Raw genomic sequence first — 14,407 nt, forward strand, 5'->3', positions numbered from 1 at the left:
CCGATTGCTCGGCCAAGGCTTGCTTTACTGAAATCTAACGAGTTAGATCTTAGTTAGGCAGAGCGAACACAGTCAGTGTACCACCCAATTTGGTGTAGGAGCTTAAGCTTCTGTAAGCACCCACCGCGCCCAAACCTTCTGAGCTAGATGCTGATGTGCCGTCGTCGATACCGGCAGCGATACCGATACCAGCCCAGCCACCAATACCAGACAGAACGCCTACGTATTGTTTGCCGTCAAATTCCCAGGTGTTGACGTTGCCGATGATGCCTGATGGGGTTTTGAATTTGTACAATTCTTTACCGGTTTTAGCATCAACCGCTTTCAGGTAACCTTCCAGGGTGCCGTAGAATACAACGCCGCCAGCGGTAGCAACCGAACCCGACCATACAGAGAATTGTTCTTTGTTAGACCAAGCGATTTTGCCGGTTTTAGCATCATATGCAGTGAACTGACCCAGGTTGGTGGTGCCGTCAGGTTTGCCGGTCAGCACGTCAGCGCCAGCAGGCATCATAGACAGCGTAGCACCTACATAAGGTTGGCCTGCTGTGTAAGAAACTTCAAACGGTTCGTACTCCATGCACAAATGGTTGCCTGAGATGTAGAACAGGCCGGTTTGTGGAGAGTAAGAAACAGGTTGTTGGTTTTTAGAACCCAACGCCGCAGGGCATGTGCCTACAGTGTTGACGTCTTCGCCGTGGTGTTCGGTAGAGAACTCAGGCACAACTTCTGGACGGCCTGATTTCAGGTCAACGTGAGTTGCCCAGTTAACCGATTTGTCGAATTTCTCAGCAACCAACAGTTCGCCGGTTTCACGATCCAGGGTATAACCGAAGCCGTTACGGTCGAAATGCACGATAGTTTTATGCATTTTGCCTTTCACTTCTTGGTCGACCAGAACGGTTTCGTTGATACCGTCATAGTCCCACTCGTCGTGTGGAGTCATTTGGTAAACCCATTTAACTTCACCGGTGTCCGCGTCACGAGCCCACAAAGACATAGACCATTTGTTGTCGCCTGGACGTTGTACAGGGTTCCAAGTAGATGGGTTGCCAGAGCCGTAGTAAACCAGGTTCAGTTTAGGATCGTAAGAGTACCAACCCCAGGTGGTGCCGCCGCCGATTTTCCATTGGTCGCCTTTCCAGGTGCTGGTGCCTGAATCCGCGCCAACAGGCGTAACTTTGCCGTTTTCCCAAGTGGTGGATTTACCGGGTTTCAACAGGGTGTCCTTATCAGGGCCCATGCTGTAGCCTTTCCATTCCAGTTGGCCGGTACGGATGTTGTAAGCAGCCAAGAAGCCGCGAACACCAAACTCACCGCCGGAAATACCGGTAATGACTTTATCTTTAACAACCAATGGCGCGTTGGTGTTGGTCATACCCAGTTTCGGGTCGCCGTTTTGTACGCTCCATACGCGTTTACCGGTTTTGGCATCCAGTGCAGTCAGAACGGTGTCTGATTGTTGCAGGAAGATTTTGCCGTCGCCGTAAGCCAAACCACGGTTAACGGTGTCGCAGCACATCACAGGGATGGTTACGTCAGCGTCCATGGTAGGAGTGAACTCCCAGATGACTGCTTTGGTTTTTTGGTCGATTGCGTAAACGGTGTTAGGGAACGGAGTGTGGATGAACAGAACGCCGTTAACAACTAAAGGACCACCCTCGTGACCACGCAGAACGCCTGTAGAGAAAGACCAGGCTGGTTGCAGGTTTTTAACGTTTTGAGCGTTGATTTGCGACAGTTTGCTATAACGAGTGCCGGCGTAGTCGCCGCCCCAAGATGCCCAGTTTGCGGGGTTTTGGGTTAATTTTTCTAAGTCGTCGTTAGCGGTAGAGACAGTTGGTGCAGCAAGTAAAGTAGCTACAGTCGAAGCAAGCAGCCAGTTTTTTACAGGCTTCTTCATATGTTTCCTCCTGGTAATCTGTTGATGAGACAGAGTACGGTTTTGTGTTGTTAAGACTAATATTAGTTTTAAAGCTCTGTTTGGATGACTGCCCTTTAGGGCCTGATCGGCTATAGCCGAGCGCGAGGGAGAGCCACACCAGACGCGTAAATTGAAGGATTTTTTCCTAAAAGTCAACCGGAAAAACTCTCCTGGGATGGCCGGGAAACAATAATCTCAAGTCTTATAATGCCTTAGCATTTCTCGGCGATTCCGCTATCTGGAAAAACAAACGCCAAGGCCGCCCAAGCCGCAGTAACCGGACGGGTTTTTAGCCAGATATTGTTGATGATCTTCCTCGGCGTAATAAAAGGTCGGGGCATCGCGGATTTCGGTGGTTATTTCATCAAAGCCCGCTGCTACTAATTGGGCTTGATAGCGTTGCTGGCTCGCTACCGCCGCTTGATATTGGTCGTTGTGGCAATAGATAACGGAACGGTATTGGGTGCCGACATCGTTGCCTTGGCGCATACCTTGCGTTGGATTGTGCGATTCCCAAAATATTGCCAGTAAATCTTCATAAGTAATCACTGCTGGATCGAACACTACCAACACCACTTCGGCGTGACCGGTTAGACCTGTGCAAATTTCCTGATAAGTGGGGTTGGGCGTAAAACCGCCGGCATAGCCCACTGCGGTGCTGAAGACGCCGGCTTGTTGCCAGAATTTACGCTCCGCACCCCAGAAACAACCCATGCCGAACACGGCTTGTTGCAGATGCGCCGGAAACGGCGGATGGATAGGATGTCCGTTGACAGCGTGAACATGGCCGCTGTCTATGGCTTGCTGACGTCCCGGTAAGGCTTGATCGGCGCTGGGCATTGCGGTTTTTTTGAATAGAAAAGACATAAGTGCATCCCGAGGTCGAATGATGGGGTAGTGCGGATTATAATCGCGGCTCAGTTAAGAGGAATCAACTAAATCATGAAACAACAAGATTGCTTACGCCGCTTTATTTTCGAAGAACACGGAGTGCGCGGCGAATGGGTACGGCTGGAAAAAAGCTGGCAACAAGCCAAGCAGCATCAACATTTGGTCAGCGATGCTGTCGATGCACAAATGGGACAGGCCTTGGCGGCGGTGGTGTTATTGTCGGCAACCATCAAGTTTAAAGGCGCGATGATCATGCAGATTCAGGGCGGAGGCGATTTGAAAGCCCTGGTGGCGCAATCCAGCAACGAGCGGCAAATCAGAGGCTTGGTGCGTAGCGAGGCCAGTGTCGCCGGCGCGAATTTGCAGGAAATGATAGGTGAAGGCGGTCGATTGGTGTTGACGGTGGAATCGGAAAACGCAGAGCCTTATCAAGGGATTGTCGGTGTCGAAGCGGAAACTCTGGCCGACGTATTGAGAACCTATTTCACCCAATCCGAACAACTCGATACCCGTTTGTGGTTGTTTGCGAATAAAACCTATGCGGCTGGGCTGTTCATCCAGGAATTACCGAGTAGCAATCAGGATAAAGCCGACTGGGAACGGATTGAAATATTGGCTAATACCGTTACTGCCGACGAACTGTTGAGTCTGGATTGCGAGGATTTATTGCACCGCTTATTTCATCAAGAGAAGGTCAGAATTTACGATCCGGAGCCGGTGGAATTTAAATGTAATTGCTCCCGGCAAAAAATCGGCGGCACTTTAGCCGCGTTGGGGCGGTCGGAGTTACAGGCAATTTTGCAGGAACGCGACGACATCGAAGTCGATTGCCAATTTTGCGGAGCGCAATACCACTTCGACAAGGTTGATGTGGAGAACCTGCTGACCAATCCGGCAGCCGAAACCGATACTAACTCGCCTACCCGGCATTGAGGGGGCTATGCATAAAATTAACCGCTTTTTTCGCCTGTTCCTGGCTTTCGCATTGCTCAGTACGATGACCGGGTGTTTGCACTGGTTGCACGCCTACCAGACTTATCTGCAAATGGACGAGTTTGATCGTTATTTTGCGGTGACGTCTAAAGAGGATTTCACGGTGCATTTCAAACAACCCAAGCTGCTAAGCGAAGATTTTGTGTCGCTGGCCAAACTGCACGCCAGCAGCGAGGAACACACCGGCGACGGCAAACGCTGGCGCTATTGGTTTCGTAAGATCGACAAAGACAGCAAACTGATTGCGCCGGAGATTAGTTTTTATCTGGATCTGGCCTTTAACAAGGAAGATAAAATCACCGACTGGACGTTCTCCAACCTGTTTTTACAAATCGCCCCGCCGGAGTTTCTGGAGGCGTCGTTTCGTTCCTTGGGCGGTGCGGAAATCAACGAAGAGAAAAAACAGCTGAGAGCCAAAGCCGATCAAATGGAAAAAATCGCCGCACTGCTACCCAAAAAAGCCACGGTGATTAAACAATTGGGCGAACCGCTGGAAATCACCGATGAAGAAAAACAGGAAGTTTACCTTTATCATTTTCGGCTGGATGCCAAGGATATCGAAGAAGGCTACGAGGACAGAGCTTTGAGCGAAGTCAGGCTGATGTTCGATAAAACCACGTCTGAATTGATCAAAATGTCCGGAAGGTTTGCCGGTTTAAAAATATCGATCAATTACAGGAATTTCCAGGAAGAAGACGATAAAAAAGTGGCGGGCATGTGAGCTAGAACGGCAGGCATAAAAAAGCCCACATAAAGTGGGCTTCGTCCGGTCTTATTTTTTATATTGATTGGACGCCTACCGTCGAACAGTAGGTTAATTTCTTGCGTTTATTTTTGTTGTTATACCGGATTAACGGTCGCCTATCCCCCCCTCATTTAACGATCAGGATTCTTTCGAATCGTCTGCGCTTCGCTGAAAGTGGGCGAATTCTATTGGATTAAAATGCCCTTGTCTACAAAAAAGTGTGACAATTTGTCGCACATTGATTTTGTGGGCATTGTGCCTGGTTTTTCCTCGAGAAATATACTCGTACCAAAGACCCGAACAGCTTAGATTCTTGGAATAACCGGAACGTATTGGCATGGGCGGATGTCCGAATCGTCTGATTTTCGTAGCTTGATAGGGCTAAACGATTGTCGGACCAGCGGTTTTAACGCGTGTCGCTCGCCTTGACTAAGTTGGATCGCAAGGTAACTTCTCCCGAGTGGTGCTGGTGATGTTCAGGTTTAGGTCGGGAGATAGCTAAATTTGACTTATTAGTGCCACTGCGAACAAATGACGGTATTTATACTTTGCTGTAGGCCTTACTTAACAGCCGTTTTAAATACCAGTCCTGGCACTAGCCCTCAGCGCTGAGTCCAGCCAGAAGGCGTTTCTACAAATTGTCCTGGTGCTGCTTGCCCTATGACTTTCTGCGCAGTCAGTCGGCCTACTTCCTCTACTGGGACGCCGTTTTTTGCAGCTATACGCTGGTACTCGGTCAGGCGTTGGGCATTAATGCTCTTGACCAGTTCTTGTATCTCGGCGGACGCATCGGCTTTCACCAGACCCAGGAAACCGTTCATTTGTTCGCCCACCAAACCAGCCGATTTTGCCTGGGCCAGATCGGCTGCATTAACCGGCAAGGCGACTAGGCATAAGCCTAAAAACAGAGGTGCCAAAATTGATAGCAAATTTTTGTTGTTCATCATTAGCTCCTTTAAAACAAGCCTTTCTGGCTGGAAAGCAATTCGTCTACGTCTTTTTCAACTTTCAAGCGGATTTCGTGTTCGATCTTTACATTCATATTAATTTCAATCGGTTTATCCGGCGCTTCCAGCCTGACCGAGGGCGAACACCCCGTCAGGTAGATGCTGCCGCACAAGATGGCAGCGCTACTTACTGCTTTCCAGTTCATTGACTCCTCCGATCCGCCGGCGGCGGTTTGGGTGATTGATCCCCTGTTGGGGTATTCGGCGATTTTTCCAGATTAGCCGGTTTGGCGATGGCCTGTTCCAGAATGGTTCGTTCCAAATCGCCGGCTAAAATCCCTCTTTGCAAGAGCTCGGGCAGTTGGCCGCTGATATTCAGGTTAAAGGCTAGCGGATGGCCGGATAATACTTCCGGGTTATTGCCTTCCAGGCGTAAGCCCAAATGATAGTCGCCGTTAGGGCGATAATTTACCTTGGCTTGCAGATTCCGATAAACCAGGTTTCTGAGTGCCTTAAAGGCGATATTCTGATTATCGGCCGGTCCCACATAGCGTAACACACCCGGCTGCGTACCGCTGATGCTGCCGTCTTGCACGTCTATGGCCCCCGCCGATAGCTGCAACGGTAGTTCGCCGGCTATCGTGCCGGTCCCGGAAATATTCGGGTAATTCAGGCTCATTAAAAGTTGCGACAGATCGACATCGTGCAGGCGTAAGGTCAACAGCATCGGCGTTTGCTCCAAGCGAATGGTGTCCGGCATCAATTCCATCGTGCCGCCGAATAGTGCCAGGCTGGCCTGACTTAGGGTCAGTGTCTGATCGACATAGCGGGCTTTGACATTAAGGTTGCGCGCTATCAAATCTTTACCCAATCCCAGCGTCGGCACTTCGGCAGACAAGTCCACCGCCCGATTCGCTAACTCCGGGATATTCAGTTCGACCTTAGCTTTCTCGACTTTTGCCGCACCGGCCGTCAAGGCCAAATCGGTAATAGCCAATTGTGCTGCTCCGGAAGCATCTTGATTGCTCGGCTTGTGCAGTTGCAGGTTTCCCTGCACTGCGCCGCCGGCAACTGTCCAGCTAGCCGCCATGGCCGGTAACCAGGGTTTGATTAAATCGAATGCTTCGCTGGCAGCCATGTCCAGACGGCCGTTCATATCGATAGTCTGCTTGTTTGCCATCGCCATATCGACAGCAACTAGAGACTGCTTATTGCGTTTCAGCACGGCTTCAGCGTACAGACTGGCAAAGTTGTCCGCAGTTTTGGCGTTTACGCTTAGCTGCGTAGCGCTTAGCAACGGGTTTAATTTCGATACATCGTATGTCCGGGTTTTTGTCCGCAAAGTTTGGGGTATCAGTAAGCTGCTGCTAAACCACTCGATAAGCCCAAGTGCGCCGGCATGAAGACTGATTTGCTTGGCGGGGCGATCCAGTTGTTGGGCTTCCAGTTCGAATATATTGCCGCTCGGTAGCCGTTCGACGTTGAGTTTGGCGGCGCTAAAACCGGGGGCGATATTCAAATCAAGCGATTGTCGGGCATCCTGAAACCTTGCATCGATGGCATCGGCTGCACCGCGCTTAATGTCAGCTTTGCCGGCGAAGCTGCTGAGCCCCCAGGGCGTGTCTATGTCAATTTCCAGTTTCGCGATGCTCAATCGGTCCAGCGGTAAACTGATGGGGGTGTTTTCTGCCGTCTGTGTTGAAGCTTGGTCGGTAGGGCGGTAGTTAAATTTCAACGCGGCGTGGCCGATGCTGACGTTGTGGATTATTCGCTTTTCAATATCGTAATCGGTGGCTACGTCCTGCATTGCAACAGCCAAGTCGCCAGCCGGCGTTGCCATGCCGAAGCTGATTTCAGCCAGCTTGGCTTGCTTATAGTCAAACGACAGTCCCGACAGTGAGGGTGAGCTGAGTGCGGTGTGTTTTAATGCCTGTTGCAGTATTAGCTCAAATAACACCGCGCGTTGCCACCATACGGCCAGGCAAAACAACGTAAGCACCAGCAGTGTAATAGCAACCGCGCGCAGCAATGAGCTGCGCCGCTTCAAATCATTTTTGCCGGCAGACAATTTCATAGCCTACCGTAGCCGATCTCTAGCGTTACTAACCAGCAAATGATGGCGGGGAGTTTGGGGTGATAGAAACGCAAAATCGGCTGCCATTAGCCCAAGAGCTCGATAAAGGCATCGACTTGCGGCGCCGCCGTCGCAAAACTGGTGACCAAGCGCACCAATACTTCCTGGCCAGCCACTAGACCGGGTTTCGCGCGCGGTGGATTCCAGGGGTAAAACAGCGCGCCTTGTTGTTGCAAACGGTCCGCACGCCTTTGATCTAACACCGCAAACACTTCATTGGCTTCTGCATGCCAGGCCAGACGGGCGTGTTTCGAGTTGGCAATGCCGTTTTGCAAACGCGCCGCCATCGCATTGGCGTGGCGCGCCAGATTCAGCCACAGCCCGTCGTCTAAATACGCCTCGAACTGGCAGGCGATAAATCGGCTTTTGGACACCAACTGCGCGGCGCGTTTGCGAATAAACGGTAAATCTTTAGCCTGTGCCGGGTTCATAAACACCAACGCTTCCGCGCACCAACAGCCGTTTTTGGTCGCGCCGAAAGACACGATGTCCACCCCCAGTTTCCAGCTCATTTCTGCGGGCGTTAACTCTAGCGAGACTAACGCATTGGCAAAACGTGCGCCATCCATATGTAAGGGTAGTTGGTACGTCTTAGCAATGGCCGCAATAGCGGAGATTTCCTCGGGTTGATAAAGCGTGCCGATCTCGGTAGCTTGCGTGATGGATATTGCCATCGGTTGACCGGCATGCACAAAATTGGGTGGAAAACGCTCGATTTCCGCTTGCAGGTTGTCGGGGGAGATTTTGCCATTGTCGCCGTCCACCGGCGCCAGACGCGCGCCATGGGTAAAAAACTCCGGCGCGCCGCATTCGTCTTCCAGCATGTGGGCTTCGCGGTGACAAAACGATACGCCGCCCGGACGGTTGACGGCGGCCAGCGCCAGTGAGTTGGCCGCCGTCCCGGTGCTGACGAAATACACCGCTATTTCCCGTTCAAATAGCTCGTTAAACTGTTGCTCGATTTTGCGATCCAGGGCGCTGGCGCCATAAGGTGCCGAAAAGCCTGCCGAGGCTGCCAACAAGCGTTGCGAGATGGCCGGATGCGCACCGGCCCAATTATCGGATGCAAAATTCATGGTCGGTATCATGGCGGTGATGTTTAATGTATTGGCTATGCGACGGTATGAACTATACCAACGATACCGCAATCCGACACGTGGGCCAGGCTTTCGTTCGGCGTATTCCCGGAAAATAGCAGTTTTTGAGGCACTCACTATACCCATGCAAAATACCATTCGCGATCTCGTGCTTCAGGCTACCGGTGCCGATGACGCGTTGCAAATTGAGACTATTCAAAGTCTGTGGAGCGGTTACGGGTATATCTTGCGCTATGGCCTGAGCGGCTGCGACGGTGCCAGCGTGATCGTCAAGCACGTAAAACTGTCTGCGCAAAGCTTACAGACGCCCGGATCTAACGAAGATTTATCGCATCGGCGCAAAGTCCGCTCTTATCAGATTGAGGCAGTGTGGTACCAACGCTGGGCCAAGCATTGCGACGCCCATTGCCGGGTGCCGGCTTGTTTGGCATTCGAGACGGTCGGCGAGGATATAGTCATGGTGTTGGAAGACCTGCATCCGGTGGGATTCCCGCAACGCCACTCAAGGGCCGGCGAACGGGAGATTCACACATGTTTAAACTGGCTGGCAAATTTTCACGCCACGTTTATCGGCGAAAAACCCCAGGGCTTGTGGCCCACCGGCACCTATTGGCATCTGCAAACCCGGCCCCACGAATTGGACGCCTTGCAGGATATTGCCTTGAAAAATGCCGCGTCGGCGATAGATCAAAAACTGCGCGATACGCCTTACCAAACCTTTGTGCATGGCGATGCCAAAGTGGCTAATTTTTGTTTCTCGGCAGATGGTAACCGGGTAGCGGCGGTGGATTTTCAATATGTCGGCGGCGGCTGCGGCATCAAAGATGTCGCGTATTTTATCGATAGCTGTTTGGGCCAAGACGAGTGTCAGCGCAGGGAGAGCGAATTGCTGGATATTTATTTTCAGGCTTTGCAACAAGCGTTGCGGCGCAAACAAAAAACCGTCGATCCCGACGCCGTCGAACGCGATTGGCGGGCATTGTATCCCGTGGCCTGGACTGATTTTCACCGCTTTTTAAAAGGCTGGAGTCCCGGCTATTGGTCGCCGAATAGCTATAGTGAACGGCTGGCGCGACAAGTCATCGCCCAGTTATAAAACCTCCAGGAGAACCGATGCGCTTGTCGACGGACGATCTGTATTTACTCGGCCAGTGCGCGATTTCGGCGGCGATGCAGGCCGGAGAATTGATTGCCCGGCATTCGCAACGTGCCGTCAAGGTCAATACCAAAGACGGCGGCAGCAGCCTGGCGGCTCAGGTTGTGACGGAAATCGATCACCTAAGTCAGGACATCATTTTGCAAACTTTGCGGCCGACTTGCGCCAAATACGATTTAGCCTGCTTGTCGGAAGAAAGTCCCGACGACGGCGCGCGGCTGCAACAGGATTATTTCTGGTGCATCGATCCCTTGGATGGCACCTTGCCGTTTATCGAAGGCGTGCCGGGTTATTCGGTGTCCATCGCCTTGGTGTCGCGCGCCGGACAAGCATTGATCGGCGTGGTTTACGATCCCTTGACTCACACGCTCTATCGCGCGATTAAAAGCCAAGGTGCCTGGCAAAACCAACAGCCTTTTAAGCCGGCAACGCCAGCGCAAACGTTGACATTCATCACCGATAAAAGCTTTGCTCAAGATCCTTTGTATGAAACTACGCAGGGCGCACTGCAACGCATTGCCGTTGGGTTGGGCTATGCCGGAGTCAAGCTGCGTCTGCAAGGCGGCGCGGCCTTGAATGCCTGCCAAGCGCTGACACAGGCACCGGCGTGTTATTTCAAATTTCCCAAGCCGGATAAGGGTGGCGGCAGCGTTTGGGATTACGCCGCCACCGCCTGTTTGTTCCAGGAAGCCGGCGCGCCGGTCAGCGATATACACGGGAATGCGCTGGTATTAAACCCGGATGGCTCGACGTTTATGAATCATTGCGGTGTGTTGTATGGCTCCGACCAGACTATTGCCGAGAGCATGATTCGGCTTTATCGGCGTTTGCACCAGGGATAATAACTGCCGACGCCGCTTCAAGGCGAGTTTTCAGCAGGGAAAAAAGTTCTGTAAGTGGCGCTTATAAAACCGATTTTTGGAGCGCGCGTTCAGAAAGGCGGCGAACAGGTGTTCAGGCACGTGGCAAAAATCCTGAGCTTGTTGGTCTTTGAACGACACCCGCATTTTATGGGTTTGCTCGTCGTAGCCGATCACGTCGATAGTGCTGGATTTAACTGATTGCATGCGCATAGTAGCCTCCCCGAATTTCATGCTAAAACTGTGTCGGTGAGGCATGGCCTAGAGCAAATAGTTCAATTGGCAATTACTGATCAAAATGGCCGTAATCGCCTTAGCAGGTGCTATAGCTTCCCTAATTTTTCAATCACTCGTTTGGAGACATAACGATGCAAACTGTTTTAATCACCGGCGCCAATCGCGGTTTGGGTTTGGAGTTTTGCCGGCAATATGCCGCCGCAGATTATCAGGTCATCGCGGCCTGCCGTAACCCAAGCCAATCGGAGCAATTGGCCGCACTTGCCAAGCAATATCCGCACATTCAAATCGAGACATTGGATGTGGCGGATTTCAGTCAAATCGATGCGTTGTCAAGCAAACTATCCGACTACAAAATCGATGTATTGTTGAACAATGCCGGCGTTTACGGCGATCAAGCCGGTCGCGGTTTTGGGCAACTGGACTACCAAACCTGGGCGCACGTGCTGGCGGTTAATGTGATGGCGCCACTCAAATTGGCCGAGGCCTTCCTGCCGCAGGTGCAACGCAGCGACAAACGTTTGATCGTGGCCTTGAGCAGCTTGATGGGCAGCATGACCGACAACACCAGCGGCGGCAGCATCTTGTATCGCTCCAGCAAGGCCGGTTTGAATGCGGCGCTAAAAAGCCTGTCCATCGATTTGCGGCCAACAGAGGTTGGCGTGTTGATTCTGCATCCGGGCTGGGTCAGAACCGATATGGGTGGGCCGAACGGCTTGATTGATGCGGAAGAAAGTGTGTCCGGCATGCGTAAAGTGATCGACAATTTCAGTTTTGCCGATACCGGCCGGTTTGTTAAGTATGACGGCTCCGCCTTGCCCTGGTAGGACACACAGTTTTAAATTTGTTACATCCCTAAATCATCCTGCCTGTCCTCTACGCACTGCTCACCCGGCCTGAGCAGTGTGCTTCACGGCTTATCTGATCCGCCGTTGGTGTCATTATGTAGCGATTCGAAACTTTATTGCTTGCGTAAAAATTTCGATTCGCTATTATTGGCTCGCCGCCGGCAAGATATCGGTCTATACCGGTTGCTTTTTAGTGCGACGCCCAAGAATCGCATCGTTTAATCGCAAAGACTCAAGAGGAGGGGTTTATGCAGACTCCCAATAAATTACTGCTGGAAAACAAAGCCTGGGCGGAAGCCATGACCGGCAAACAGCCGAAGTACTTCGTCAATATGGCTAAGGAGCAACATCCGGAGTTTTTATGGATAGGCTGTTCGGACAGCCGTGTGCCGGTCGACACCATTGTCCACGCCCAACCCGGCGAAATATTCGTGCATCGCAATATTGCCAATCAAGTCATCACTACCGATTTCAACGGTTTAAGCGTGTTGCAGTACGCGGTTAACGCCTTAAAGGTTAAGCATGTAATTGTTTGCGGTCATTACGGCTGCGGCGGTGTGGAAGCGGCATTGCGCCAACAACGCGGTGATTTGGCTATTGCCAACAAATGGTTGACGCACATCAAGGAAGTGTATCGTTTGCACCAAGACGAACTGGATAGCTTGCAGCCCGAAAACAAACTCAACAAATTGATCGAATGGAATGTCATCGAGCAAGTGCAGCGTCTGGCCCACACCTCTATCGTGCAATCGGCCTGGAGGGCTGGGCAAAAAATCAGTTTGCGCGGCTGGGTATACGGGCTGCACGACGGCTTGCTGAATGAATTGATACACATCGACGACACAGCGCCGATTCACAACATTTACCAATACGCCCACTAAGGCTCCCAGTTATCCACACGGAGACCGTCTATGAAAATGCAATTCAATGATTACCTGAAATATTTACGTCAGGATTTTTCGGCCAGCATCGTGGTGTTCCTGGTGGCCTTGCCCTTGTGTCTGGGGGTGGCGTTGGCTTCCGGCGCGCCCTTGTTCGCCGGCGTTATTGCCGGTATGCTCGGCGGCATCGTCGTGTCGTGGTGCAGCGGTTCGCAGCTTAGCGTTTCCGGCCCGGCCGCCGGCCTGACCGTCATAGTGTTCAATGCTATCGAGACGCTGGGGAGTTTCAAGGCGTTTTTATTGAGCGTGATGTTTGCCGGGATTTTCCAAATCATCCTAGGCTTTGTCAGGGCGGGGATGATTGCCGCGTTTTTCCCCACGGCGGTGATTAAAGGCATGTTGGCGGCTATCGGCATGATTCTGATCATCAAACAAACCCCGCATGCGACCGGTTACGATGCGGGTTACGCGGCGGATGAGAGTTATATGCCGGAGACCGCCGGCTCCAGCTTCATCGAGTTTACCCACTCCCTGCACGGCATTTCGCCCGGCGCAACCCTGGTGGCTTGCGTGGCTTTGTTGATCCTGATTTTTTGGGAAAGCGCGTTCATAAAGCAATTTAACGCCTTGCGGATGATCCCGGGCCCGCTATTAGCGGTGATTTGGGGCGTGGCTTTCAATAACTGGGCGTTGGCGGCGGCGCCGGAATGGTCTATCGGCGTCAAGTATCTGGTGTCTTTGCCGGAACTTGGCAGCACCAGCAATTTCGTCAATCAATTGCGCTTGCCGGATTTCAGTTATCTCGGCAATCCCAAGATTTATAGCATCGCGCTGACGCTGGCTATCATCGCCAGCCTGGAAACCCTGCTAAGCGTCGAAGCGGTAGATAAGCTGGATCCGCATAAACGCGTTTCGCCGACGAATCGCGAATTGAAGGCCCAAGGCTTTGGCAACCTGCTCAGCGGTTTAATGGGCGGCTTGCCGATTACGGCCGTGATTGTGCGCAGCTCGGCCAACATCAATGCCGGCGGCCAAACCCGAGTATCCAGTTTTTTCCATGGGTTGCTGTTATTGATCAGTGTATTGTTTTTTGCCCATTTTCTAAACATGATCCCATTAGCCTGTCTGGCGGCGATTTTGCTGCAAACCGGTTACAAGCTGGCAAAGCCGGCCATGTTTGTGGAGTTTTACCAAAAAGGGCTGAATCAATTTGTACCGTTTGCGATCACGGTGTTCGCGATTTTATTTACCGACTTGTTGGAAGGTATCGCGATAGGGATGGTATGCGGTATTTTTTTCGTATTGCGGGCCAACTTCCATGCGGCTATCACCTTAACCCAGCGTGGGCCCAACTATTTGCTGAGGCTGCACAAGGACGTGTCTTTTTTAAACAAAGCCTTGCTCCGCAATTATCTGGGTAGTATCGCCGATGATAGCGAGTTGATCATCGACGGTGGCAAAGCCCTGTTTATCGATCACGATATTCTGGAAACGCTAAGCGATTTCCTGCAAGCAGCACCGGATCGGAATATCCAGGTGGAGTTACAAGGTTTTGCCCTGGAATCTCGACTGCTTGAGCAGGATACCGTCTTCATACCCCGCTTGGCTGCGGCGGGTCATTAGCTGGGAACACGTTCGTAGGATCTGTCAAACACTGGCTCTGCATCGATCTGGCGAGTTGCGCAGAAGAGTGT

General features: G+C 51.9%; 14 protein-coding genes. 7 read left to right on the forward strand and 7 right to left on the reverse strand.

What is annotated here, in order from left to right:
* Window positions 1–49: 49 nt before the first annotated feature.
* Together NP589_RS16865 and msrA are read right to left on the reverse strand one after the other, a co-directional pair.
* Complete coding sequence (locus NP589_RS16865) at window positions 50–1,903, reverse strand: methanol/ethanol family PQQ-dependent dehydrogenase (protein WP_256608042.1); 1,854 nt, start codon at window positions 1,901–1,903, stop codon at window positions 50–52.
* A gap of 255 nt (window positions 1,904–2,158) precedes the next feature.
* Complete coding sequence (gene msrA, locus NP589_RS16870) at window positions 2,159–2,791, reverse strand: peptide-methionine (S)-S-oxide reductase MsrA (protein WP_256608043.1); 633 nt, start codon at window positions 2,789–2,791, stop codon at window positions 2,159–2,161.
* A gap of 75 nt (window positions 2,792–2,866) precedes the next feature.
* Here msrA and hslO point away from each other — a divergent pair, with 75 nt between their 5' ends.
* Window positions 2,867–3,748: an Hsp33 family molecular chaperone HslO gene (hslO, locus tag NP589_RS16875; protein WP_256608044.1), complete on the forward strand. Its 882-nt coding sequence runs from the start codon at window positions 2,867–2,869 to the stop codon at window positions 3,746–3,748.
* Window positions 3,749–3,755: 7 nt separating this feature from the next.
* A complete protein-coding gene (locus NP589_RS16880; protein ID WP_020483162.1) occupies window positions 3,756–4,529 on the forward strand; it encodes a hypothetical protein in 774 nt (257 codons plus the stop codon).
* A 626-nt stretch (window positions 4,530–5,155) separates the two neighbouring features.
* On the opposite strand, the gene NP589_RS16885 is transcribed toward NP589_RS16880, so the two are convergent.
* The 4 genes from NP589_RS16885 to NP589_RS16900 form a co-directional block, all read right to left on the reverse strand.
* The gene (locus tag NP589_RS16885; protein WP_064010564.1) at window positions 5,156–5,497 is read right to left on the reverse strand and encodes a YdbL family probable chaperone protein; all 342 of its coding nucleotides are present in this window, start codon (window positions 5,495–5,497) and stop codon (window positions 5,156–5,158) included.
* An 11-nt stretch (window positions 5,498–5,508) separates the two neighbouring features.
* Entirely contained in the window at window positions 5,509–5,706 is a 198-nt protein-coding gene (locus tag NP589_RS16890; RefSeq protein WP_020483160.1) for a YnbE family lipoprotein, read from the reverse strand.
* Window positions 5,703–7,574, reverse strand: coding sequence for an intermembrane phospholipid transport protein YdbH family protein (locus NP589_RS16895; RefSeq protein ID WP_256608045.1), 1,872 nt, complete (start codon window positions 7,572–7,574; stop codon window positions 5,703–5,705). The genes NP589_RS16890 and NP589_RS16895 overlap by 4 nt, the downstream gene beginning before the upstream one ends.
* Before the next feature lie 86 nt (window positions 7,575–7,660).
* Window positions 7,661–8,710 carry a threonine aldolase family protein gene (locus tag NP589_RS16900; RefSeq protein ID WP_256608046.1) on the reverse strand — a complete coding sequence of 350 codons (1,050 nt, stop codon included), beginning with the start codon at window positions 8,708–8,710 and terminating at the stop codon, window positions 7,661–7,663.
* A 145-nt stretch (window positions 8,711–8,855) separates the two neighbouring features.
* Between NP589_RS16900 and NP589_RS16905 the strand changes: the two genes are divergently transcribed.
* On the forward strand, window positions 8,856–9,827 hold the full coding sequence (locus NP589_RS16905) for a phosphotransferase (protein ID WP_256608047.1): 972 nt from the start codon (window positions 8,856–8,858) through the stop codon (window positions 9,825–9,827).
* A 17-nt stretch (window positions 9,828–9,844) separates the two neighbouring features.
* Complete coding sequence (locus NP589_RS16910) at window positions 9,845–10,729, forward strand: 3'(2'),5'-bisphosphate nucleotidase CysQ family protein (RefSeq protein ID WP_256608048.1); 885 nt, start codon at window positions 9,845–9,847, stop codon at window positions 10,727–10,729.
* A gap of 30 nt (window positions 10,730–10,759) precedes the next feature.
* Here NP589_RS16910 and NP589_RS16915 read toward each other — a convergent pair whose 3' ends face one another.
* On the reverse strand, window positions 10,760–10,960 hold the full coding sequence (locus NP589_RS16915) for a KTSC domain-containing protein (RefSeq protein WP_064010598.1): 201 nt from the start codon (window positions 10,958–10,960) through the stop codon (window positions 10,760–10,762).
* A 155-nt stretch (window positions 10,961–11,115) separates the two neighbouring features.
* On the opposite strand from NP589_RS16915, the gene NP589_RS16920 reads away from it, so the two are divergent.
* The 3 genes from NP589_RS16920 to NP589_RS16930 all read left to right on the forward strand — a co-directional run bounded on the left by NP589_RS16920 (window position 11,116) and on the right by NP589_RS16930 (window position 14,336).
* Window positions 11,116–11,811: an SDR family oxidoreductase gene (locus tag NP589_RS16920; protein ID WP_256608049.1), complete on the forward strand. Its 696-nt coding sequence runs from the start codon at window positions 11,116–11,118 to the stop codon at window positions 11,809–11,811.
* Window positions 11,812–12,080: 269 nt separating this feature from the next.
* Complete coding sequence (locus NP589_RS16925) at window positions 12,081–12,713, forward strand: carbonic anhydrase (RefSeq protein ID WP_256608050.1); 633 nt, start codon at window positions 12,081–12,083, stop codon at window positions 12,711–12,713.
* A 30-nt stretch (window positions 12,714–12,743) separates the two neighbouring features.
* Entirely contained in the window at window positions 12,744–14,336 is a 1,593-nt protein-coding gene (locus NP589_RS16930; protein WP_256608051.1) for a SulP family inorganic anion transporter, read from the forward strand.
* Window positions 14,337–14,407 lie beyond the last annotated feature (71 nt).

Origin of the sequence: Methylomonas rosea (genome assembly GCF_024505055.1) — a bacterium.
GTDB classification, from domain to species: Bacteria; Pseudomonadota; Gammaproteobacteria; order Methylococcales; family Methylomonadaceae; genus Methylomonas; species Methylomonas rosea.